The organism is Marinomonas sp. ef1 (assembly GCF_002806845.1).
GTDB classification, from domain to species: Bacteria; Pseudomonadota; Gammaproteobacteria; order Pseudomonadales; family Marinomonadaceae; genus Marinomonas; species Marinomonas polaris.
Window position 1 is genome coordinate 541,962 of record NZ_NHTT01000001.1, and the last position, 21,826, is coordinate 563,787.

The 21,826-nt window shown below is 44.7% G+C and carries 21 protein-coding genes; 14 read left to right on the plus strand and 7 right to left on the minus strand.

The window, feature by feature from the left end; genetic code table 11:
- Nucleotides 1-57: 57 nt before the first annotated feature.
- The 7 genes from CCS02_RS02390 (at nucleotide 58) to CCS02_RS02420 (ending at nucleotide 6,846) form a co-directional block, all read left to right on the plus strand.
- Nucleotides 58-1,347: an aromatic ring-hydroxylating oxygenase subunit alpha gene (locus tag CCS02_RS02390; protein ID WP_072841382.1), complete on the plus strand. Its 1,290-nt coding sequence runs from the start codon at nucleotides 58-60 to the stop codon at nucleotides 1,345-1,347.
- A gap of 1 nt (nucleotide 1,348) precedes the next feature.
- Nucleotides 1,349-1,831 (plus strand): aromatic-ring-hydroxylating dioxygenase subunit beta, encoded by a 483-nt coding sequence (locus CCS02_RS02395; protein WP_100635564.1) that lies wholly within the window; start codon nucleotides 1,349-1,351, stop codon nucleotides 1,829-1,831.
- 51 nt (nucleotides 1,832-1,882) lie between these two features.
- Nucleotides 1,883-2,638: an SDR family NAD(P)-dependent oxidoreductase gene (locus CCS02_RS02400; RefSeq protein ID WP_072841379.1), complete on the plus strand. Its 756-nt coding sequence runs from the start codon at nucleotides 1,883-1,885 to the stop codon at nucleotides 2,636-2,638.
- A 119-nt stretch (nucleotides 2,639-2,757) separates the two neighbouring features.
- Nucleotides 2,758-3,711, plus strand: coding sequence for a PDR/VanB family oxidoreductase (locus tag CCS02_RS02405; RefSeq protein WP_100635566.1), 954 nt, complete (start codon nucleotides 2,758-2,760; stop codon nucleotides 3,709-3,711).
- Nucleotides 3,712-3,739: 28 nt separating this feature from the next.
- Nucleotides 3,740-4,243 carry a flavin reductase gene (locus CCS02_RS02410; RefSeq protein ID WP_072841375.1) on the plus strand — a complete coding sequence of 168 codons (504 nt, stop codon included), beginning with the start codon at nucleotides 3,740-3,742 and terminating at the stop codon, nucleotides 4,241-4,243.
- 73 nt (nucleotides 4,244-4,316) lie between these two features.
- Nucleotides 4,317-5,489 carry an alpha-hydroxy acid oxidase gene (locus CCS02_RS02415; protein WP_100635567.1) on the plus strand — a complete coding sequence of 391 codons (1,173 nt, stop codon included), beginning with the start codon at nucleotides 4,317-4,319 and terminating at the stop codon, nucleotides 5,487-5,489.
- 64 nt (nucleotides 5,490-5,553) lie between these two features.
- Nucleotides 5,554-6,846 carry an amidase gene (locus tag CCS02_RS02420; RefSeq protein ID WP_100635569.1) on the plus strand — a complete coding sequence of 431 codons (1,293 nt, stop codon included), beginning with the start codon at nucleotides 5,554-5,556 and terminating at the stop codon, nucleotides 6,844-6,846.
- Between the two features lie 701 nt (nucleotides 6,847-7,547).
- Here the strand turns inward: CCS02_RS02420 and CCS02_RS02425 are convergent.
- Nucleotides 7,548-9,026, minus strand: coding sequence for a RimK family protein (locus CCS02_RS02425; RefSeq protein WP_100635571.1), 1,479 nt, complete (start codon nucleotides 9,024-9,026; stop codon nucleotides 7,548-7,550).
- 305 nt (nucleotides 9,027-9,331) lie between these two features.
- On the opposite strand from CCS02_RS02425, the gene CCS02_RS02430 reads away from it, so the two are divergent.
- Nucleotides 9,332-10,483 (plus strand): GNAT family N-acetyltransferase/peptidase C39 family protein, encoded by a 1,152-nt coding sequence (locus CCS02_RS02430; protein WP_100635572.1) that lies wholly within the window; start codon nucleotides 9,332-9,334, stop codon nucleotides 10,481-10,483.
- A 56-nt stretch (nucleotides 10,484-10,539) separates the two neighbouring features.
- Here CCS02_RS02430 and CCS02_RS02435 read toward each other — a convergent pair whose 3' ends face one another.
- Complete coding sequence (locus CCS02_RS02435; protein WP_100635574.1) at nucleotides 10,540-11,373, minus strand: amidohydrolase family protein; 834 nt, start codon at nucleotides 11,371-11,373, stop codon at nucleotides 10,540-10,542.
- A 208-nt stretch (nucleotides 11,374-11,581) separates the two neighbouring features.
- Between CCS02_RS02435 and CCS02_RS02440 the strand changes: the two genes are divergently transcribed.
- The 5 genes from CCS02_RS02440 to CCS02_RS02460 all read left to right on the plus strand — a co-directional run bounded on the left by CCS02_RS02440 (nucleotide 11,582) and on the right by CCS02_RS02460 (nucleotide 14,913).
- Nucleotides 11,582-12,649 carry a threonine aldolase family protein gene (locus CCS02_RS02440; RefSeq protein ID WP_100635575.1) on the plus strand — a complete coding sequence of 356 codons (1,068 nt, stop codon included), beginning with the start codon at nucleotides 11,582-11,584 and terminating at the stop codon, nucleotides 12,647-12,649.
- A gap of 199 nt (nucleotides 12,650-12,848) precedes the next feature.
- Nucleotides 12,849-13,787: an SPFH domain-containing protein gene (locus CCS02_RS02445; RefSeq protein ID WP_072841363.1), complete on the plus strand. Its 939-nt coding sequence runs from the start codon at nucleotides 12,849-12,851 to the stop codon at nucleotides 13,785-13,787.
- A 2-nt stretch (nucleotides 13,788-13,789) separates the two neighbouring features.
- Nucleotides 13,790-14,251, plus strand: coding sequence for an NfeD family protein (locus CCS02_RS02450; protein WP_100635577.1), 462 nt, complete (start codon nucleotides 13,790-13,792; stop codon nucleotides 14,249-14,251).
- 145 nt (nucleotides 14,252-14,396) lie between these two features.
- Nucleotides 14,397-14,618 (plus strand): addiction module protein, encoded by a 222-nt coding sequence (locus CCS02_RS02455; protein WP_012069550.1) that lies wholly within the window; start codon nucleotides 14,397-14,399, stop codon nucleotides 14,616-14,618.
- A gap of 1 nt (nucleotide 14,619) precedes the next feature.
- A complete protein-coding gene (locus tag CCS02_RS02460) occupies nucleotides 14,620-14,913 on the plus strand; it encodes a type II toxin-antitoxin system RelE/ParE family toxin (RefSeq protein WP_072841361.1) in 294 nt (97 codons plus the stop codon).
- Here the strand turns inward: CCS02_RS02460 and arsJ are convergent.
- The 5 genes from arsJ to CCS02_RS02485 form a co-directional block, all read right to left on the minus strand.
- Nucleotides 14,910-16,136: an organoarsenical effux MFS transporter ArsJ gene (arsJ, locus tag CCS02_RS02465; protein ID WP_100635579.1), complete on the minus strand. Its 1,227-nt coding sequence runs from the start codon at nucleotides 16,134-16,136 to the stop codon at nucleotides 14,910-14,912. The genes CCS02_RS02460 and arsJ overlap by 4 nt on opposite strands.
- A 44-nt stretch (nucleotides 16,137-16,180) precedes the next feature.
- On the minus strand, nucleotides 16,181-17,200 hold the full coding sequence (locus CCS02_RS02470; RefSeq protein ID WP_100635581.1) for an ArsJ-associated glyceraldehyde-3-phosphate dehydrogenase: 1,020 nt from the start codon (nucleotides 17,198-17,200) through the stop codon (nucleotides 16,181-16,183).
- A 35-nt stretch (nucleotides 17,201-17,235) separates the two neighbouring features.
- Nucleotides 17,236-17,580, minus strand: a complete 345-nt coding sequence (locus CCS02_RS02475) for a metalloregulator ArsR/SmtB family transcription factor (protein WP_012069554.1) — start codon at nucleotides 17,578-17,580, stop codon at nucleotides 17,236-17,238.
- 218 nt (nucleotides 17,581-17,798) lie between these two features.
- Entirely contained in the window at nucleotides 17,799-18,650 is an 852-nt protein-coding gene (locus CCS02_RS02480) for a universal stress protein (RefSeq protein WP_100188059.1), read from the minus strand.
- A gap of 31 nt (nucleotides 18,651-18,681) precedes the next feature.
- The gene (locus tag CCS02_RS02485; protein WP_100635583.1) at nucleotides 18,682-20,172 is read right to left on the minus strand and encodes a SulP family inorganic anion transporter; all 1,491 of its coding nucleotides are present in this window, start codon (nucleotides 20,170-20,172) and stop codon (nucleotides 18,682-18,684) included.
- A 467-nt stretch (nucleotides 20,173-20,639) separates the two neighbouring features.
- Between CCS02_RS02485 and CCS02_RS02490 the strand changes: the two genes are divergently transcribed.
- A partial coding sequence (locus CCS02_RS02490; RefSeq protein WP_157807964.1) for a retention module-containing protein occupies nucleotides 20,640-21,826 on the plus strand: 1,187 nt, incomplete at its 3' end.

A 21,826-nucleotide genomic window follows, 5' to 3' on the forward strand; every position in this document is an offset into this window, starting at 1 on the left:
ACAAGCTGACACGAAAGCGATAGGGTCGATGTCTAAAAGATTAAAGAGAGAAAAAAGATGAGTGAATTAATTGAGTTGCAAAATATCAGTCTAAAAGCGGCGGATATGGTCGAAGAGGGTCGCGTTCACAAAGCGTTATATTCAGACCCAGAAATCTTTGAAGAAGAATTAGACAAAGTATTCCAAAATACCTGGATTTTTATTGGTCATGAAAGCGAAGTGCCAGAAGCGGGCAGCTTTAAAACCGCCTTCGTTGGTCGTCATCCGGTTATTTTAAGCCGTGACCGTAAAATGAATCTGCATGTTTTGCTTAATCGCTGTCGTCACCGTGGTGCAACCGTGTGTGAAGGTCGTAAAGGCAAAACGAAAGCCTTTACTTGTCCATATCACGGCTGGGGTTATGGTTTAGATGGTGGTTTGCGCGCAATACCAAAACCTGAAGAATACGAAGGTGTTATCGATAAAAATGATTTGCCATTAGAAAGCCTACGCCATGAATCGTATCAAGGCTTGGTTTTTGCGACCTTTAAAAGCGACATTGAGCCACTAGAAGATTTTTTGGGCGGCGCGAAAAAATGGATCGACTTGTTTATTAAGCAAGGTGGTGGTTATCCATTGAAAGTCTTGGGCGAGCATCGTTTTAACTTTCCAGGTAACTGGAAAATTCAGCTCGAAAACACCACAGATGCCTACCATTTTCCAATCATTCATAAGTCATTCATCAGCTCGTTGGATGATGCCACTGCTGATATTTTTGACTTCCTCGACGGTGACGGCTTTGTAGAAGATTTAGGTCATGGCCATAGTGTGATGGTGATGATTCCTGACTTAGTTGATTTAGAAGCGGATTTGGATCAACCGATTCCAGCGCGTTTTGAAGAGCTTGCTCAAGCATTACGTGACGAAGGCCAAGACGAAGAGCAGGTTAAACGTCTTGTTCGTGCAGCGCATGGTACTGGTTTTAACTTGAATTTATTCCCGAATGTATCTTGTTCGATGGCGTTTTTCCGTGTCTTGCGTCCGGTGAGTGTGAGCTTAACGGAGATTCAACACGTCGCCATTGGTGGTGAAGGTGCACCAGTATCATTCAACCGCAAACGCATGCGTCTACACGAACACTTCCAAGGGCCAATGGGCTTCGGAACGCCAGATGATGGTGAAGCATGGGAGCGTGTTCAAAAAGGATCAATGGCTGGTAAAGATGGCTGGATTCTTGTCAACCGCGGCATGGGTAATTTGCATACATCAAAAGATGGCAACGTGGCTGGAGCTGTGTGTTCAGAAACAGGAATGCGTGGTGCTTATCAGAAATACAAGCAAATGATGGCCGCCAAAGGGGAGAAATAAGATGACGATAAACATGGATTTGCTTAACAAGGCAACGGCATTTATTTGGTATGAAGCTGACTTGCTAGATCACCAAGAATATCAAACATGGTTGTCTCTTTGGGATACAAAAGGCTTATACATTGTGCCGACTGACAACAATGAAACAGATTACGAAAACACGCTGAACCTAGCATTAGATGATGCGGGTATGCGTCGAATGCGAGTAGCACGTTTGGAAAGCGGTGAATCAGTTTCGGCTGGTGCAGCAAGTAGCACCGTTCGTATGGTGTCGCGTTTGCGCATTTTGGAAGAAACCGCTGACTACATTGTTGTGCGCTGTGCGATGACATTGAACGAATTACGTCATGGCAACTTAGTGACTTATCCTGCCGATTTGGAATATCGCTTAAAGCCAACAAATGACGGTTTTGTGATTGACCGTAAAGTTGTCAAATTGATGCATTCAGACGGTTTCTTACGCACAGTAAGTTTCATCTTTTAAACGGTTTTTCATGAACGATAAGCAGTTTTTCATGAGACAGAGGGCGAAATAATGACTCAATCTACACAGGCACAAGTAGCGTTAGTGACTGGTGCAGCGCAAGGGCTTGGTTTTCATATTGCATCACGTTTGTTTGCCGCGGGTTTTCGCGTAGTACTGACAGATGTTAATGGTGAGGCGGCTAAAAAAGCCGCGTTGTCACTTGATCCAGAAGGAATAAATGCCATTGCTTGCGAGTTGAATATTGCGAGGAAAGCTGATTTTGAAGCGGCACTGCAATTTGCTGTCACTAAGTTTGGCGCGTTGCAGGTATTGGTTAACAACGCTGCGGTGACGAAAGCGACGCCTGTCATGGATATTTCCCCAGAAGAGTTTAACGAAGTGGTGAATATCAACTTGGGTGGTGTGTTTGTTGGCTGCCAGGTGTTTGGTAAATACATGGCTGAGCAAGGTTATGGCCGAATCATCAACATGGCGTCTTTGGCTGGGCAAAATGGTGGCACTTCAACAGGTGCTCATTATGCCGCTTCCAAGGGCGGAATTTTGACACTAACAAAAGTCTTTGCCAAAGAGCTTGCTAGCAAAGGTGTGACCGTTAATGCCGTGGCACCTGGTCCGATTGATTCACCAATGGTGACCGCTTTGGTGCCAGAAGATCGTTTACCAACTTTGTTGGGCGCTATTCCGGTTGGTCGATTAGGTAATGCCGATTTTATTGGTGATGTGGTGGTGCAATTTGCTCGCCCAGAAGCCTACTTCACCACGGGAACAACGTGGGATGTGAATGGTGGTTTGTTTATGCGCTAAGCAGCTTTTGCCTGCTTATCGCGTTTTATTTGAGTTATGTCTGTGAGCCATTGTATTTGTGAACCATTGTATCTGTGAACTAAGGCCCCGACTTAGGCTTGGGTTGGGAGGAGAGTTGGATGTCTGAAACGTTATTGAAAGTAGTTGTTCGTAAACGAGAAAACCACACTGATGGTGTAATTGCTTTAGAGCTTGCGAGTCTCAATGGTGAGGCATTGCCTGCGTTTGAAGCAGGTGCGCATATTGATGTGCATTTAGGCGATGATTTAATTCGTCAGTATTCACTGTGTGGTGATCCCGCCGACACGAGTGTTTATCGCTTAGGTATTTTAAAAGATCCGAACTCACGTGGTGGATCGATTGCTGCTCATCTTAATTTGCAAGAAGGTACCGAGATAAGCATTGGTGTTCCGCGTAACCATTTTCCATTAGAGATGAGCGCTAAGCGTTCTATCTTGATTGGTGGTGGAATCGGGATTACGCCAATGATCGCCATGGCGTATTCCTTGATCGCTGAAAACAAAACGTTTGAATTGCATTATTGCAGTCGTTCTCGTGAGACAAGTGGTTTCCTTAGTGAATTAACGTCTTGCTCTTTTACCAAGCATGTTGACATGCACTTTGATTCTGAAGACCAACGTTTGGACTTAGAAGCCGTTTTGAAAGACTTTGATGCGGACACTCATCTTTATGTTTGTGGTCCAAATGGGTTTATGGATTGGGTGATCGGCACTGCAAAAAATCTAGGTATGCCTGATAGCAACGTACATAAAGAATTTTTTAATGTGGAAGTTGAAACTGGCGGTGCGAGTTTTGAAGTGTTTGCCGAGAAAAGTGGCGTCACAGTGCAAGTTGGCGAAAACGAAAGCATTGCAGACGCACTAAAATCCGCCGGCGTAAAAGTGAAAGTTTCCTGCGAACAGGGCACATGTGGAACCTGTCTTTGTGATGTCCTTGAAGGCACGCCAGAGCATCGCGATGTTTACCTGACGGAAGAAGAAAAAGAAGACAACGACCAGATTACCTTGTGTTGTTCTCGTTCACTGTCGCCACGCCTTGTCCTCGATATTTAATGCTCCCTTATAAGGGAAGGAGAACACCATGATAGAGACAAAATTATTCCGCGATGGCATGTCTATGTTGGGCGGTGCCGTGTCTGTGATCACCACAGATGGTGAAGCAGGACGTTTTGGTTTTACGGCAACGGCCGTTACTAGCGTGACAGATGAGCCACCGACTTTGTTGGTGTGTATGAACCGTAACTCGTTTGCTAATCCCCACTTTAAAAAGAACGCTGTGTTGTGCGTGAATGTACTACAAAGCCATCACCAAGGTGTTTCTTGGGATTTTGCCAACCGTGATTTGAGCAGCGAAGAGCGCTTTGCTAAACACCAATGGGCAACATTAAAAACTGGCGCGCCAGCATTGGACGAAGCCTTGGTTAGCTTTGATTGCGAAATCCATGAGAGTCATGAAATTGGTTCTCACACTGTTTTTTACTGCCGTGTAAAAGACGCAAAAGTCGGTACAGATGGTCAAGGCTTGGTTTACTTCAACCGTGCTTATCATTGTCTGAACGAACAATCTGTGGCACAAACCAAGTAATGAATAAAAGGTAATCAAGAGCTAAGCAATGTTGTATAACTGAGAGGACTCAGTTGTTTTCTTAGGAGAGATGATGCGTAGGTTTTATAAAGGTTCTGATTTTTCAAGAGTGCAAAGTGTGGCCGAAATGGCTGCTCTTGCTCGCCACCGATTACCTGATTTTGCATGGGAATACTTGGCAGGTGGCGCGGAAAATGAACAGACCTTACATAGTAACGAGAGCGACTTCGCCAAGATTCGGCTGACTTCTCACACTTTAGTTGCCAATCATCCTCCGGTGTTAACAACATCACTGGTTGGGTCGTCAAGCGCCTTACCAATGATGATAGGTCCAAGCGGTTTTAATGGCATGTTATGGCCTCAGGCCGACATTGCTTTGGCAAAGGCCGCTAGCGCGAAAAAAATACCTTTCTGTTTAAGTACCGTGTCGAATGCTTCCATGGAGCAAGTGCGCGAAGCTGCTCAGGATCTCGATTTCTGGTTTCAGCTTTATGGCTTGAAAAATGCGCAGCTCAATGATGATTTATTGGCGCGAGCTAAAGCTGTTGACGTGAATACCTTGGTCATTACTTCCGATGCTTCAGTGGTTGGAAATCGTGAATGGGACCGACGAAATTTTGCCAAGCCGCGTCAACTTACGTGGCGTAATAAAGCCAATGTGCTGATGCACCCAAACTGGATTCGTCGAGTCATGATGCCTAATGGTTTGCCAACCATGGGCAATTTGAATCCTTACTTACCTGCGAATGAACAAAGTGCCTTGGGTGCGATTAAATTTATCCAAGAGCAGTTCGATACCTTATTGGATTGGGAAAAAATGGCCAAGACTAGAGATCAATGGCACGGCAAGTTGATCCTAAAAGGTGTACTGCATCCTGATGATGCAAGGCAAGCGCTGAAGCTGGGATTTGATGGCATCGTGGTCAGCAATCATGGCGGCCGTCAGCTCGATGGCGCTTTGTCTTCTATCGACGCTTTACCCGCGATTGCCGATGCCGTGGGTGGTGAAATAGACATATTGCTAGACAGCGGCATTCGTCGCGGCAGTGACATAGTAAAAGCCACCGCCCTAGGCGCGCAGGGCGTCATGCTGGGGCGCGCTACCTTATTCGGTGTTGCGGCTGGTGGTCAAATTGGTGCTACGCGAGTATTGGATATCTTGCAAGAAGAGCTGGCTCGCAGCCTAAATTTAATGGGCGTTCAGCGACTCGATGAACTAACTTCAGAACACCTTTATTTACCTTAACAAGATTTTTAAACTCTTTTAATAACGTAATGAGGCCTTGGTCTCACAAGGAACCAGTTTGTTTATGAATACAAAAATTGATTTAAATGAAATGGGCTTGTGCCAAATGCTACGCGCCATAGAAGAGGGTGCTTGTACCACTGAATCGGTTATTAATGCCTGTTTTGATCGCATAGAAGCCCGTGAACCAGACGTGGGTGCTTGGCAAATAAAGCGCTCTCGTGACGAATATCTTGCTTATTATCAAGCCGATAAAGCCTTCTTTGATGCCAGTTTGCTAAAAGGCCTGCCATTGGGTGTGAAAGACATCATCGACACGCAGGAAATGCCCACAGAAATGGGCTCGTCGATTCATACCGGACGACAACCTGTTGAAGACGCCACTTGCGTCGCCTTGATTCGCGCTGCGGGTGGCATAGTGTTGGGTAAAACCGTCACCACAGAATTCGCTTACTTCAAACCGGGGAAAACCAAAAACCCTGCAGATTTAGAACGTACACCGGGCGGTTCGTCTAGTGGTTCGGCGGCGGCTATTTTTGACAACATGGTACCAATGGCGCTGGGTTCTCAAACTGCTGCTTCCGTCATTCGTCCTGCTGCTTATTGTGGCGCTATTGGTTACGTAGGAAGTCGAGGTGAATTTTCCCTGCGAGGCGGTCAACCATTAGCGCAATCTTTGGATTCGCTAGGCTTGTTTGCTCGTAATGTCGAAGATATTCAGCTGCTGCGCGCCATCTTGTTACGCCAACCCACGTCTATTAAACCAAGCGCATCAACAGCACCTAAATGCGTATTGGTTTGTCACGGGAAATTGGTCGGCGATACCTCGTCAGCCATGGAAAACGCCACGCAAAACGCTATAGAAATACTTAAAGCGCAAGGCGTCAAAGTGATCGAACTGGACGCCGGCAATCGCATAAAAGACATGGTAAACCACCACATTAATATCATGGCATGGGAAGTGTGTCGCAACTTAGCAATTGAATCTTTTCATCAAGATCAACTAAGTGATCCATTAGCCGCCTTGATGGAACAAGGCCTCGGCATGGACCGCGCAACTTACATTGACTCTTTGGATGCAACACAAGCTTGCCGAGATTGGCTATGGAATTATGCGCCAGAAGCCGACGCTATCTTGGCTCCAGCTGCACCTGATATCGCCCCGCTAGGCCACGCTGCCACTGGTGCACCTCACATGAGTCGTCCTTGGCAAGCCATGGGATTGCCCGTCATCAACGTACCAGGCATGACAGATGAAAACGGCGTACCGCTGGGTTTACAACTCATCGGCAAAGTGCGCGAAGACGACGCCTTATTGAACCACGCCAACTGGCTAATGCCACTGTTTGCTAAATAGACTATTAGGACAAAATTGCAGAATTGAGTCGTGCCCAGGCGATTTATTTAGAGTAAGACGTGAACTTCACGTCTTACTCTTTTTTTGGCTTAGTACTTCTGACATAAGGTTCCACTAACACTTGGTTCCCCCTCTTTCTTCTCGTTTTACTTAGGGTTATCACTTACTAGCTCTGGCTGGCAGCGTTCTTTCATTCTCATTTTTGTAACCACAATGTTTGTTGGATTAGAGATCATTCTCCTAATTTCCCCGTAGGGCTGCATGAGGGAGGCACGACCGTAATCTGCCGAAAATGGCGAAGCCATTTCAATTACAAAGCTGCTTACTAAAAACACACAAACTTGTTTTTCATGTTTGCAATCTCGAGAAATCAGTTCGACGCAATCCCGATTGCGCGACTTTATGGAGTTTCAGAGTCAGTTAAAAATATCCTATCTTGTAACCGATAAAATAATCTATGCCTTACGATATAACGAGCGTAGGAAGTAATCGTGCGCCTATGAAGAAAATCAGGCATTAAAGATCTTAAAGAGACCTTTTGGTTACTTTTGTGTCGCTAGACAAAAGTTACACGCCCAGCAGGGCGGAATAAAGGTCAGGAATACAAAGCGATTGAGAGGATGCAAATTTGACCCCTTGGAGTCGAGAAACAAAAAAGGCGACTAATCAGTCGCCTTTCGCACATCTAGAGTGCTTGCTTATCAAGCGTGAATATCACCACGTTTCACCTGCATGCGACGTAAGAACTCCGACATGATGTGCATGTAAAGTTCATCGCCTAGGTATTTGTCTTCTACGCCGCGGTCGATACTTGGGTTGTCGTTTACTTCGATAACGTAACCACGGCCGTTGATTTCTTTTACGTCGACGCCGTATAAGCCTTCACCAATCGGTTTGGTGGCAGCGATGGCGGCTTGTAGCACGCGTCGTGGCACTTCGAAGGTTGGTAAAGTATCAAATCCGCCGCTTTGGCTTTTGCTGCCTGTATGTTGATAAATCTGCCAGTGGTTTTTAACCATGTAGTAGCGACAAGCAAAGATCGGTTTGTTGTTCAGTACGCCGATACGCCAGTCGAATTCGGTGTAAAGGTATTCTTGAACCAATAGCAAAGACGATTTTTTAAACAAGGTGTTCAAACTTTCGGTCAAAGCTTCGCGGTTTTCAGCTTTTATAACGCCTTTAGAAAATGCGCCGTCTGGAATTTTTACCACCATTGGGTAGCTGATAACGGCTTCTAATGCATCTTCTACGTTGTCTTCACCCTTGTGTACGATGCGTGTTTTTGGGCATGGTACTTTGTGGGTGTTGAACAAATCTGCTAAGTAGACTTTGTTGGTACAGCGCATGATGGATTGTGGGTCGTCCATTACAACTAATCCCAGACCTTCGGCTTTTTTGGCAAAGCGGTAGGTGTGGTGGTCGATGTTGGTGGTTTCACGAATAAACAAACCATCGTATTCTGGCAAACGCATGATGTCTTTTGGGCCAATCGTATCAACGTGTATACCAAGTTGTTTACCAGCTTGGATAAACTTTTTAATTGCTTGGTCATCACTTGGTGGCATGGCTTCTTCTAGGTTAACCAAAATTGCCATGTCGAATTTTGCGGCACGTTGAATGCGGCCTTTGCTCCACACTTTGTTGCTAAAAGCTTCCAAGGATTCTGCGAATAGGGTTTCTTCCTCTTCGCTCAGTTTACTTTGTGACGTAGAGAAAAGGGCGGTGACTTGCCATTCTTTGCGGAATTTCAAAGTCACTTCCAGTACAGGACTAGGAAAGCTTTCGAATAATTTGCGTGCAAATTCCTTCATTTCTGGATGAATCGTTTTACCGAATACACAGTGGAATTTCATTTCCATCGGTGCTTCTGGTTTAGCGAGTTTTTTTGCAAGCAATGGTAACCATTGAGATATCTCTAACTCATATAGATCTTTCTTGCTTAGGTCATTAAGTACGCGCACAGAAGGCATAACGTGATGGCCACGGCTCTCTGCCAACAGAGAGCAGTAATATCCATCAGATAGATATTTGCTGCTTTTACATAGGTTGATGATTCGTGTGCGTCCTTGGCTTTTTGTCGCTGCCAAGTTTAGGTATTGAGTAAAAGTGATCACTCGATCACTAGGTAAGAACGCTGACCAATCTTTGGCCTGATCAACAACTATGTAAGTCTGTGACATTGGGTATGCTTTTCCTTTTGCTTAAAAAATCATTATGGGTGTTTAAAAGTGTATCAAATAGGGCGCTAAAAACACCCTTAATTTGTGCGGATGGTGCGCTTTATTTATTGTTTTAACAATAGTCTAAAATGAAAAAATAAAATGTTTTTTTGATGAAAAAATAGACTATCTTTTAGATAGGTTTCGCCCTAGAATGCGCGAAAATTTTTATCGTTAAATCGTGGTTTTTTTACTCCCTTTTATAGTGATTGAAAAGATGACGGTTCGACGATCCTAGCGACCTTTTGCCCTTTTGAGGCGATGTAATGATCACAAGCCCGGTCACCAGTTCTTCCCCAAATATTGATATACGTTTAGCCAGTATAGACGATTTAAAAGCATTGCTCGTTTTGGAGGGCAAAGCCTTTACTGGCGACCGTTTGAGTCGTCGTAGTTTTCGTCATGCCATTACGAGTTCTGGCTCGGCTTTGTTTGTTGCAATGAAGGAAGACGGTGAGCTGCTGGGTTATGCCTTGTTGCATCTTCGCCAAGGCACTCACTTGGCACGTTTGTATTCGCTTGCGGTATCACCTGAGGCGCGTGGCCTTGGTATTGGGAAATTATTGATCCGAGCCTGTGAGAAAAAAGCGCTTAAAAAAGGCAAAATGTTGCTGCGTTTGGAAGTCAGTGATGTGAATCATAATGCCATCGCCTTGTATCAAAAAATGGGTTACAAGGAATTTGGTCATTACGATGCTTATTACGAAGACCAAACCGATGCGATTCGTATGCAGAAACGTTTGCGTCATGCTGGTGACGAACAAACCACGCGAGCCATTCCTTGGTTAGCGCAAGGCACGCCATTTACCTGTGGACCTGCGTCGTTGCAAATGGTGTTGTCTTCGATGCATCCAGATTATCAAGCGACGCCTAACGATGAGTTGGAAATTTGGCGTGAAGCGACGACGATTTTCATGACGTCTGGCCATGGTGGTTGTCATCCTATGGGATTGGCTTTGGCAGCGAAGAAGCGTGGCTTGTCAGCGGATGTTTGGTTGAGCGAAGAAGGCCCGTTGTTTGTCGACAGCGTGCGTAACGAGCTGAAGAAAAACGTCATCACGCGTGTACATGAAAGCTTTGCCCAACAATGCGAAGACGTTGGTGTTCCCTTGCATTACACTGCGATGCCGTTGGCACAATTGATTGAAGCGTTTGACGATGGCGCCTTGGCGATTATCTTGATCAGCACCTTCCGTATGGACGGTAAAAAATCTCCCCATTGGGTGGTGATGTCTGGCTACGACGAACATTGTATTCTTGTGCATGATCCAGACTTAGACGACGATAAAAAATTACCTGACGATCCACCAAGTCCGTTGGATTGCCAATACGTACCGATTGCCCGTGATGAGTTTGAAAAAATGTCACGCTTTGGACAGAGTCGCCTTCAGGCTACTGTTGTACTAAAAAGGCTGTAGTACAGCAAAGATTGTAGCGCTGAAAACGGCTTAGTTTCTGTTGTTTATTTGATTGCTTATATTGGAAAGCCGCAGAGTTTTGCGGCGTTTTCCCAGAAAAACTTTGCTCGTATACTTGCATCAGGGAACTGCTTCTCTGCAAGGCTGAGCAAAGTGCCATAATCCATTCTGTGTTGTGCTTTTAAGAACGGCCAATCCGATCCCCAAATGATGCGATCCTCTCCGAAACTTTCAACAATGGCATCGACATAAGGTTTTGTGTCAGCATAAGGAAATACGCTTTGCGTGAATTTGGCAAAGCCAGAAACCTTGATGTAAGCACGTTGCGTTTTTGCTAGCGCAAGTACGGCTTGAAAGCCTTTGTTTGTTACGCCTTTTTCAATATTAGGTCGGCCACAATGGTCGATTAATATTTTTGCCTTGCTGTTCATTAATAAGGGCGCGAGATCGAGCATTTGCCCGTCTTCGATTTGCACCTGAACAATCATATCGAGATCCGCTAGGCGATCCATTAATGGTGCGGATTGAGCAAAGTGCTCAAATCCATAATAAGCGACATTGAAGGTAACACCGATCACTCCTTGGGCTTTTAGCTGTGTAAGTTCTTCTGATGATGCGTCTTGTTTGACTACAGCCATACCTTTGAAGCGACCGTTGGAGCGAGCAATTGCATCTAATAAAGCGCGATTGTCGTTTTCGCCATAAGCGGAGTTTGGGCCAACTAATAGAGCGTGGGACACTCCGTAGGTTTCTAGAACTTGTAGAAAGTAATCTGCTGTCGCGACTTCATGGCCTTCTGGTGTATAAGGTGTATTTGCTTGATAGGGAAAGCTCTGTGGGTCAAAAATGTGATTGTGACAATCTATTTTACGTTCAGTGAATACCGACATGGGAACTCCTTTCATATTGTATCTGTACAGTACTAACAGAAGGTCGGGTAGGCTATTTGATTTTGGTTGTTAGGTATTGGAAATATTGGATGGCATTTTGCTTTGAAGAAAGTTATTTGTGATGCTGCACAAAAATCCAAGCACTCGCTTTTAAAGGCTGTCATGATAATACTCATAAATATGAATGAATTGATTTAAGGAGTACTAAATGAAGGTTGCGTTTACTAGTGACAATATTGCCGGCGCGTCAGATTCTGTTTTTAAAGCCATGATGGAAGCCGCGCAAGGCGACGCTATGCCATACGGGAATGATGATGGCACGGCGCAAGTCACGCGTATGTTGTCGGAACTGTTTGAGTGTGAAGTCGATGCGTTTTTGGTTTCTACTGGAACGGCGGCGAATGTATTGAGTATCAGTGCGTTAACGCCGCCTTGGGGTAGTGTGTTGTGTCATTCTGAAAGCCATTTGTTGAATGATGAATGTACTGCGCCTGAGTTTTATACCAATGGCGCACGTTTTGTCGGTATTAGTGGCGCGGATGCCAAGATGGATCCTGATCAGCTGAAGAAATTGGTGAGTCAAAAAATCGGTGATGTGCATTCTTGTCAGCCATCTGTTGTTAGCCTTTCTCAAGTGACGGAAGTGGGCAGTGTTTATTCGTTAGATGAGATTCGTGCCATTAGCGATGTGGCAAAAACGGCTGGATTGCCTGTTCATATGGACGGCGCACGTTTTGCCAATGCCTTGCTTGCCTTGGGTTGCACTCCAGCGGAAATGACGTGGAAAGCGGGCGTGGATATAGTGTCATTTGGCGCGACGAAAAATGGCGTGATGGCGGCAGAAGCCATTGTAGTGTTTAAGCAATCCCTCGAAAATAAAGGAGTCTCCAGCGAGCAAGTAGCGAAAGAGTTGGGTTATCGTCGTAAACGCGGTGGGCATTTGCATTCGAAAATGCGTTTGTTGTCTTCACAGATGATTGCTTACTTAACCGATGATTTGTGGCGTACCAATGCGACTCATGCCAATGCCATGATGGCTTTGTTGCAAGAAGGTTTGAAAACCGTTCCTGGTGTAAAAATTAATACGCCAGCTCAGGCAAATATGCTGTTTTGTACCTTGCCATTGCCAATGATTGACCATCTGCAAGCTGAAGGCTTTGGTTTTTATGGCGGTCGTTGGGAAGAAGGTGTAATTCGATTGGTGACTTCTTTTAGAACACCAAAAGAAGGTGTTGAGGCTTTTATAAAAAGTGCGAGACAGTTTGCAACTAAATAGCCTATTTGTAGGTCTATAATTAAGTACAGTTTTTTGGGGATAGTTGTACTAAGCGATTGTTGGTGACTTTTGACGCCCAACAGTGCCTACTGTAATGGCGATAAATTTGTCGTTCCGTTTGTATTTTTTGCATGGTGATTCATAACAGCGTGGAAAGAATATAAGTCGGGTGTGTTTTGAAAATTAAGGATTCATTGTTATGGAAGAAATACTTAGCTATATATTAAGCGTTCAGACTCTGGTACTTGTACTAGTGGTTGTACTGCTAAAAACCTCGATCAAGTTTGTGCCGCAGAATCAGGCATACGTTATTGAGCGTTTTGGTAAATACCAGTCTACAAAAGAGGCAGGATTGAATTTCATCTTTCCTTTTATTGATCGTATTTCTGCTGATCGCACTTTAAAAGAGCAGGCGGTAGATGTGCCTGAGCAAAGCGCTATTACCAAGGATAATATTTCTTTGCGTGTTGATGGCGTATTGTATTTCCGTGTATTAGACCCTTATAAAGCAACTTATGGTGTAGAGAATTATGTCTTCGCTGTGACTCAGTTAGCGCAAACTACGATGCGTTCTGAGTTAGGTAAAATGGAATTAGATAAAACATTTGAAGAGCGCGATGTGCTTAACACCAATATTGTGGCGTCGATTAATGATGCTGCAGGTCCTTGGGGTATTCAGGTGTTGCGTTACGAAATAAAAGACATTGTTCCACCACAATCAGTGATGGAAGCGATGGAAGCCCAAATGAAAGCTGAACGTGTTAAACGTGCGCAAATTTTGGAATCGGAAGGGGATCGTCAAGCGGCGATTAACCGTGCCGAAGGTAAAAAAGCCTCTGTTGTATTAGCCGCAGAAGCGGATAAGGAAGAGCAAGTATTACGCGCAGAGGGTGAGGCGAAAGCTATTGTTGCTGTGGCATCCGCTCAAGCCGAAGCACTTCGCCAAGTAGGTGAAGCCGCGGCAACTGAAGAAGGTCAGAAAGCGATTCAACTTGATCTTGCAACGAAAGCGATCGAAGCGAAACGTGCTATTGCGAAAGAATCGTCAGTGGTTTTGTTGCCAGATGGCGCAACTGAAACAGCGGCAGTGGTTGCTCAAGCTATGACAATTATCCAGAAAATGACGAAAGGGAGCTAGGTATGGATATCATTGCCAATAATCTGGCCCAAAGCTTGTTTATTGTTGGTTTGATTCTATTGGTCATCGAAGTCGCGGTATTGGGGTTTTCTACCTTTGTGCTGTTCTTCGTTGGCTTGGCTGCGATGGCAACCGGTGCTTTGGTCTATGTTGGAGTCTTGCCAAATAGTTTGTTGAGTGCTTCTTTCAGTACTGGCGTGATGACCATATTGGCCGCGTTAGTATTGTGGAAACCTTTGAAGCGCATGCAATCTAAGGTGAGCACCAAAAAAACCAAAAGCGAATTTACCGATCATCAGTTCTTTTTGAAAGAAGCTGTATCGCCAAGCCAGTCTCCTAAGTACCACTATTCTGGTATTGAATGGTCTTTGGTAAGTGAAGAGCCCATTGAAGCTGGAACGAAAGTAGAAGTGACTGAGGCCGAAGTAGGCAAATTGCATATCAAAGCGATTAGCTCTAAGTAAACGCCTTTAGTTCTTAATTAAAGAAACACCAAGTATGCCGGTTGTGAACCGAACATGCTTGGTGTTTTTTTTATGGCTTTGGATGGGAGGCAAAAGCTAGCATTCAGTGATAGAATTGCTTGTAACGTGGATAGGAGTGATGCATATGTCTGACGCATTAAAAACCGTACTGGATAATATGGAGCAATTAACGCCTAGTGAAAAAGCTTTGGCAGCTCATTGTCTTTTGTCTTCTCTTGAAGGTGAGCCGAGTAATGATGTTGAGTCGGTTTGGTTAGCATTAGCAGAAGATCGCAGCAATGCTTTGTTGTCTGGCGATGTAAAGGCAGTAAGTTGGGAGGAAATTAAGGCTCAAGTTGTAAAATAATATGTTGAATTTAACCTTTCATCCTGATCTCAGTCAGGAAATTAAATCCTCCTATGATTGGTATCAACTTCAAGCCAAAGGGCTTGGTGATGATTTTATTAAAGAGCTTGAATCTGCATTCAAAACAATTCTGGCGCTTCCTCGAACTTGGCCCAAGTTCGGTGCAAATCATCATAGATTTTTATTATCTCGTTTTCCTTTCTCTGTCATTTATCAAGTGCATTCAGATAACCTTTATGTGATTGCCATCATGCATAACAGTAAAAATCCGGGCTATTGGTTGAAAAGAGATTAATTGGTGCTTTCTGCACTGGTGATTTTTTGTGGCAACCAGAATGAAATAACACTGGTAAGTATAAGAAACCCACAAGACACCCAAAGGCAGGCGATTAAGCCAAAGTCTTGGTAAATCCATCCTGATAAAATTGTGCCGATGAGTCGCCCCATGGCGTTGGCCATGTAGTAAAAGCCCACATCTAATGACACGCCATCTTCACTGGCATAGTGAACGATTAAATAGCTATGTAAGGATGAATTGATAGCAAACACCACGCCGAATATTATGAGTCCGCTCAATAGAACCCATAAAGTTTGATCAAAGTTCTGTAAACCAATCGCGATGGCTGCTGGAATAGCGCTAAGCAGCATGGCCCAAAATCTGGCTTGCTTGCCGCTGGGTGTTTGCTGTTTTTTCCTGCCCGTTATATGTGGAGCGAGGCTCTGAACTATGCCATAGCCAATGACCCATAAGGCAAGGAAGCTGCCGACACGCCAATGATCCCAGTCAAATTGGCTCGACAAATACACTGGCACTGCAATGACAAACCATACATCCCGAGCGCCGAACAGAAAGAGGCGAGCTGCAGACAGGATATTGATTTCAGCACTTTTAGAAAACATCTGCGAGAATTTCGGTTTATTTTTTGCCTTGCCTAAATCTTCTCTAAGTAGATACAAGCTGGCGAGCCAAACGATAGCAAGGGCAATCGCCATGGCTAGAATGGCCTTATGGAAACCGATGGTACTGAGTAGAAAACCACCTAAGAAAAAACCCACGCCTTTAAGGGCATTTTTCGAGCCGGTTAGTAAGGCAACCCATTTGTATAAGGTGCCGCTGGCGTTTTTGGGAACAAGAGTTTTGATGGCGCTTTTGGCGCTCATTTTGTTGAGGTCTTTGGCGATACCCGACAAGGCTTGTGCTGCCATAACCCAAGGAATGGTTAAGAAACTGCTGGGCAACAAGAGCATAGACAAAGCAACCACTTGCATAGCAAGGCCAATGTTCATGGTGCGATTGAGTCCCCATTTCGCCCCAAGCCAGCCACCAAAGAGGTTGGTAATGACCCCGAAAAATTCGTAAAACAAGAAGAGCAAAGCGATGTCTAATGCGCCATATCCAAGCTGGTAGAAATACAACACGACCAGCATGCGTAACGCGCCGTCGGTCAAAGTGAAACTCCAGTAATTGCCGGTGACGATAAGGTACTGACGAACGCTTTTTGGTAATTTTGACAGCATTGGTTGTTTTCGCTTTGCTCTTTATATTTTTTCAGGTGTGTTGGTTATTTTTGAAATTTAAGGTCTAATCTTCCAACTTTCCGCATAAGTTCTGCGGTGCGGTTAGCGTAGCCCCATTCGTTGTCGTACCAAACGTAGAGTTTTACTTGGGTGCCGTTAATCACCATGGTGCTAAGTGCATCGATGATGCAAGAGCGTGGATCGGTGCGGTAATCAATAGATACTAATGGGCGAACTTCGTAGCCAAGGATGTTTTTCAATTCGCCTTCGCTGGCGGTTTTGAGTAGTTGATTGATTTCTTCTTCTGACGTCGGGCGTTTCATCTCAAACACGCAATCGGTTAAAGACGCGTTGGTCAAAGGCACTCGAACAGCATGGCCGTTTAGCTTGCCTTTTAGTGCTGGAAAAATATGCGTAATGGCGGTTGCTGAGCCTGTGGTGGTTGGAATCAAACTGCTGCCACAAGAACGAGCGCGGCGTAAATCTTTGTGCGGCGCATCAATGATGGTTTGTGTGTTGGTGATGCTATGAATCGTCGTCATAGAGCCATGTTTAATGCCGATGGCATCTTGCAAGACTTTAACTACTGGTGCGAGTGAGTTTGTGGTACAAGACGCTGCGGTGACGATAGGGTGCAAGCTTGGATCGTAGTCGTCATCGTTAACGCCCATGACGATGTTCAGCACGCCATCTTCTTTGACTGGCGCGGTTACCACAACGCGTTTTACGCCTTGGTCTAAATAGGCTTGTAACGCTGCTTTGGTCTTCATCACGCCTGTCGCTTCAATGACTACATCGCATTGTGACCAGTCCGTTTCTGCAAGTGTACGGTTTTGTGTGCAAGTAATGGTTTTGCCATTCACAATGATATTGTTGCCTTCGCTGCTTGCCTCGTTGTGCCAGCGACCATGAACCGAGTCGAAGTTAACCAAGTGAGCGAGTGTGGCGGCATCGCCTTTTAGATCGTTGATTTGCACAAACTCTACATCGTCCCAGTCAAAAGCTGCACGAAAAGAAAGTCGTCCCATACGGCCAAAGCCGTTTATTCCTACTTTAATAGTCATTGTGTTGTCTCAAATGCATGATGAAAATTGGATGGTTAGCAGCAAGTTCCAGTACGTTTTGGCCTGCCGCCCATGGTTTCGAGCTGATCTATATTGTCTTTTAGCCACAAAATTTGGTTGTCTAGTGTGGTTTGTAAGACACTCTTCGCCCAATTGGGCAGTTCTGGATGCAATTGATAAAACACCCATTGTCCTTGTCTTCGATCACTTAGAACGCCATTTTTTCGTAGCTGGGCAAGATGGCGAGATATTTTAGGTTGCGTTTCATTTAGCGCTTCGGTGAGCTCGCAAACGCACAATTCTTGATATTGAGTAATTAATAATAGGCTTCGCAAGCGGGTGTCATCGGCGAGCGCTTTGTAGAAATGATCGGGCTTCATTGTAAAAAAAACACATCAGTTAATGTTGATAGAAGTGTATGTGGAAAAGCATATATATGCAAAACCATATATTTAAATTGTTAAACATTTAACAAAAAATTCATCTATGGTTTGGGCTGAAAATAGAAAAGTCGAAGGCAATAAAAAGGGCGAGTTCCGAAGAAGTCGCCCTTGATGGATATTGCTTGATGAGTATCGTTTGATAGAAATTGAATGCTCTAACGCAGAATCAAAAGTGGAATATCGCTCTCAATTATCATCTTGCTGGTGTTGCTGCCAACAAAGAATTGACGAACTTTAGAGTGGGCATACGCGCCCATCGCCATGAGTTCTATTTGGTTCTCTTCACGGTATTGAGTCAGCACAGGGTAAATCTTCCCCGGAATGATGGATGCCGTGACGTCAAAGCCTTCTTCTTCAAGCTTGCGATGTGCTTCTTCTAGTTTAAGGCGTCTTTCTGGTGTTGCTTCACCAGCCATGACGAGATGGCAAGGTAAACCGAGCAATAGTGGGCTTTGCGCGATACGTGCGATCGCATTATCTGCAGCCTCTCGACCATCGTAAGCAATCATAAAGTTTGTTGGCGCTTTAAATTTGCCGACGCTGATTAAGATTGGACGATGCAATGTTCGAGCGACTCTCTCGATGTGAGAGCCAATGGTGTGAGCACTTTGCGTATGACCGCTGCCACAACGACCCAAGACGATAAGCCGAGATTCTTCCTCAAGGTCGAGGAGGTTGTCGACTAAATCGCCATGACGCTGCAGTAATTCGATTTGCTTGGCGCCAGCCTTATGAGCAAATTCTTTGGCGTTTTCGAGCACCAGCTTGCCATGCTCTAAGGCTAATTTAGCGCGTTTCGCATCCAGGGCAACAAGCTCTTCTAGCAGGTGCTCTCGGCTGCCTAAGCCGATTGAACCAGAAAGATCTTCGTCGGTTCTCACAGCTTCTTTTTCCAAAGAGTGCATCAAGATTAATGGCGAGCCCATTTGCTTGGCCGCCCACACGGATGCGGTGGTGACACACTCAGATAGAGAAGAACCATCGATACAAGCTATTATGTTAGTCATGTTGCACTCCTTGTTATTATTCGAGGGTGTTTTAGTGACCACCCATTACTTTTTCGACTTCTTCAGGATTGTTGTGAACCCCAAATTTATCGACGACTGTTGCACTAGCTTCGTTCATTCCTACCAGTTCAACCTCGGCACCTTCGCGACGGAATTTAATTACTACTTTATCCAAAGCGGATACGGCTGTGATGTCCCAAAAGTGTGCATCGGTTAAATCAATCGTAACTCTTTCAACCGCTTCTTTAAAATCAAAAGACGCATTAAATTGATCTGACGACGCAAAAAACACTTGTCCGATGACTTTATAAGTACGATGACCTGTTTGTTCGCCTTGCTCGTTTTTCACCACCATAAAGCGGCCGATTTTGTGAGCAAAGAACAAAGATGCCAGCAGCACACCGACAAATACACCGATTGCCAAGTTGTGTGTGGCAACCACAATAGAAACGGTAGCTAACATTACAATATTAGTCGATAACGGGTGTTTTTTCAGGTTGATGATGGATTCCCAAGAAAAAGTACCAATCGACACCATGATCATCACGGCAACCAAAGCGGCCATTGGGATTTGACTAATCAGATCGTCTAAGAAAACCACCATGATCAACAATAAGAAACCAGCAATAAAGGTAGAAAGACGACCACGACCACCAGATTTTACGTTGATAACGGATTGTCCAATCATGGCACAACCAGCCATGCCACCCAACAGGCCTGAAGCAATGTTGGCAACACCTTGGCCTTTACACTCGCGGTTTTTGTCACTACCTGTATCCGTGAATTCATCAACAATGGTTGCTGTCATCATTGATTCCAACAAACCGACCACAGCAAGGCCAAGTGAGTAAGGTAAAATGATCATTAGGGTTTCTAGGCTTAACGGAACGTCTGGCCATAAGAAGATCGGCAGAGTATCTGGTAGTTCGCCCATATCACCAACGGTACGAATGTCTAAACCGTAAACCATCGCAAAAGCAGTCAGTACGACGATACATACTAATGGTGAAGGGAATGCTTTACCGATGATAGGAAGGAGTGGGAATAGATAAATAATACCCAAGCCCGCAGCTGTCATGGCGTACACGTGCCAAGTAACATTGGTTAGCTCAGGTAACTGTGCCATGAAAATCAAAATGGCTAAGGCGTTTACAAAGCCAGTTACGACGGACCGCGAGACAAAGCGCATCAATGCGCCGAGCTTTAAATACCCCGCAATGATTTGGAATACGCCGGTAAGCAAGGTTGCGGCAAGTAAATATTCTAAGCCATGCTCTTTTACCAAGGTCACCATTAACAGCGCCATTGCACCCGTGGCAGCGGAAATCATTCCAGGGCGACCGCCAACAAATGAGATGACCACGGCAATACAGAAAGAGGCATACAAACCTACTTTAGGATCAACACCGGCGATTATGGAAAATGCAATCGCTTCTGGGATCAAAGCAAGCGCAACCACAGTGCCCGCGAGAGAGTCGCCTTTAATGTTTGAGAACCAGTCTCGTTTTATCGTATCGATCATGTATTACCTTCTGAATAAATTAGAGCATATAAGCTGTAGTCGCTAGTTTGTTAGCGGTTTGCTTTATAGGTTTTTTTTATCTTGTTAGCCGTTTTTTATAAAAATGTGTTCGGAATATTGCACCATGATTAGGGCTATGCGAAACACTCCCATAAAGGCTCATTGAGTGAGTCCTAGAGACTCTGAAATAGGCATCGCGCAGCGTTTGACCCTTAAGTGCTTAAGATCTGTGCCCGAAAGAGCGGAAATTATAAAGAGTTGATTTATGCATAGCAATGACAATGGAGCAGAAGGGCTGTGGTATTTAGGTGGGAAAGCAAAAAAGAACCAAAAAAGGATAGAAAATGTTAAAAAAGTGGACTGACTGTACCAAGGTACAATAGCTACCTTGTCTTTTCTGCCCTATCTTGAGAGTAATTATAGAACTATTACGACTTATTTTTAGTCTTCTTTTTAGGGAACATATCATGAGCGACAGTCAAGCACCATTTGCAACACTAGGCAACGCGATCGGCTTTATCACTAAGTTAACTGGCTCAGTGACGATTCAATCCATTGATGGCCATGAGCGTGTGGTGAAAATCGGTGACGCGGTTTTCTTTGGCGAGACTGTTGTGACGGGCAGCAATAGTAGTGTGACTATAGCCTTCGTTGATGGTACCGAAGTGGTTATTGGCGGAGACTCTGTTGTCGAGATAACTGATGAAATCTACAACACAGGAGATAACGAAGATCTGGTTGCAGACTCTTCCACAGACGTAGACGCGCTACAAGATGCCATCTTAGCGGGTGATGACCCTACCTTAGTTCAAGAAGCTCCAGCAGCGGGTGAGACTCTAGGTGAGCAGCAGCGTGTCGATGTCGATATTGATCGAAATGATAACACTGCACTTCCTACTTTTGGTAATGACTCATCAAGTGCTTTGCCAAAATATGGCTATGATACAAGCGGAAATGGTGGTGGGTCAGCTACACAAACTCAAGATACCACACCTACAACGTCAAATAGAACGATTCCAGTAACAGGTAATGTTCCAGCAATTGCAGGTATTGTCACGGTTAGTTCTATCACTGAAGATGGTGTTGTAAATAAAGCTGAAGCGAATGGAACTATAACTGTAACAGGTACAGCTACTGGTGGAGATATTTCTCAAGGTGATCAAGTTGTCTTGGTCATTAATGGAGTAACTTATACAACCACCGTTAGCTCAACTGGTACTTGGTCTGTTGGGGTTGCTGGTTCGGATTTGGCGGCGGATACAGAATTTGATGCAGTTGTAACATCCAGTAATAGTTCTGGAAATACAGTTGAGAGCACAGGCTCATCGACTCATGCGGTTGATGTTGTTATTCAAGGACGGATGTCTATATCAGATGTTACATCGGACGATATTATTTCTGCAGCTGAAGCTGAAGAAACTGTAACGATTACTGGGATTGTTTCTGGTGATGTAAAAAATGGCGATGTAGTTACGCTTACCGTAAATGGTAAAGAATATACGGGTACGGTTACGAATCGCACCTTTAGCATAGGTGTTGCTGGTAGTGATCTTGCTCAAGATCCAGATAGACGTATAGATGCAACAATCACTTTGACTGACAATGCCGGCAACACTCTTGTAGTAACGGCTAACTCAAATTACCAAGTTGATAC

Bases quoted from the DNA above. Each gene is read 5' to 3' on its own strand.
- CCS02_RS02475 (WP_012069554.1), bottom strand. From the start codon at position 17,580: ATGAAGCCCGATCATTTCTACAAAGCGCTCGCCGATGACACCCGCTTG.
- CCS02_RS02390 (WP_072841382.1), top strand. From the start codon at position 58: ATGAGTGAATTAATTGAGTTGCAAAATATCAGTCTAAAAGCGGCGGAT.
- CCS02_RS02425 (WP_100635571.1), bottom strand. From the start codon at position 9,026: ATGTCACAGACTTACATAGTTGTTGATCAGGCCAAAGATTGGTCAGCG.
- CCS02_RS02415 (WP_100635567.1), top strand. From the start codon at position 4,317: ATGCGTAGGTTTTATAAAGGTTCTGATTTTTCAAGAGTGCAAAGTGTG.
- CCS02_RS02450 (WP_100635577.1), top strand. From the start codon at position 13,790: ATGGATATCATTGCCAATAATCTGGCCCAAAGCTTGTTTATTGTTGGT.
- CCS02_RS02420 (WP_100635569.1), top strand. From the start codon at position 5,554: ATGAATACAAAAATTGATTTAAATGAAATGGGCTTGTGCCAAATGCTA.
- CCS02_RS02440 (WP_100635575.1), top strand. From the start codon at position 11,582: ATGAAGGTTGCGTTTACTAGTGACAATATTGCCGGCGCGTCAGATTCT.
- CCS02_RS02430 (WP_100635572.1), top strand. From the start codon at position 9,332: ATGATCACAAGCCCGGTCACCAGTTCTTCCCCAAATATTGATATACGT.
- CCS02_RS02400 (WP_072841379.1), top strand. From the start codon at position 1,883: ATGACTCAATCTACACAGGCACAAGTAGCGTTAGTGACTGGTGCAGCG.
- CCS02_RS02470 (WP_100635581.1), bottom strand. From the start codon at position 17,200: ATGACTATTAAAGTAGGAATAAACGGCTTTGGCCGTATGGGACGACTT.
- CCS02_RS02460 (WP_072841361.1), top strand. From the start codon at position 14,620: ATGTTGAATTTAACCTTTCATCCTGATCTCAGTCAGGAAATTAAATCC.
- arsJ (WP_100635579.1), bottom strand. From the start codon at position 16,136: ATGCTGTCAAAATTACCAAAAAGCGTTCGTCAGTACCTTATCGTCACC.
- CCS02_RS02405 (WP_100635566.1), top strand. From the start codon at position 2,758: ATGTCTGAAACGTTATTGAAAGTAGTTGTTCGTAAACGAGAAAACCAC.
- CCS02_RS02410 (WP_072841375.1), top strand. From the start codon at position 3,740: ATGATAGAGACAAAATTATTCCGCGATGGCATGTCTATGTTGGGCGGT.
- CCS02_RS02445 (WP_072841363.1), top strand. From the start codon at position 12,849: ATGGAAGAAATACTTAGCTATATATTAAGCGTTCAGACTCTGGTACTT.
- CCS02_RS02395 (WP_100635564.1), top strand. From the start codon at position 1,349: ATGACGATAAACATGGATTTGCTTAACAAGGCAACGGCATTTATTTGG.
- CCS02_RS02435 (WP_100635574.1), bottom strand. From the start codon at position 11,373: ATGTCGGTATTCACTGAACGTAAAATAGATTGTCACAATCACATTTTT.
- CCS02_RS02480 (WP_100188059.1), bottom strand. From the start codon at position 18,650: ATGACTAACATAATAGCTTGTATCGATGGTTCTTCTCTATCTGAGTGT.
- CCS02_RS02485 (WP_100635583.1), bottom strand. From the start codon at position 20,172: ATGATCGATACGATAAAACGAGACTGGTTCTCAAACATTAAAGGCGAC.
- CCS02_RS02455 (WP_012069550.1), top strand. From the start codon at position 14,397: ATGTCTGACGCATTAAAAACCGTACTGGATAATATGGAGCAATTAACG.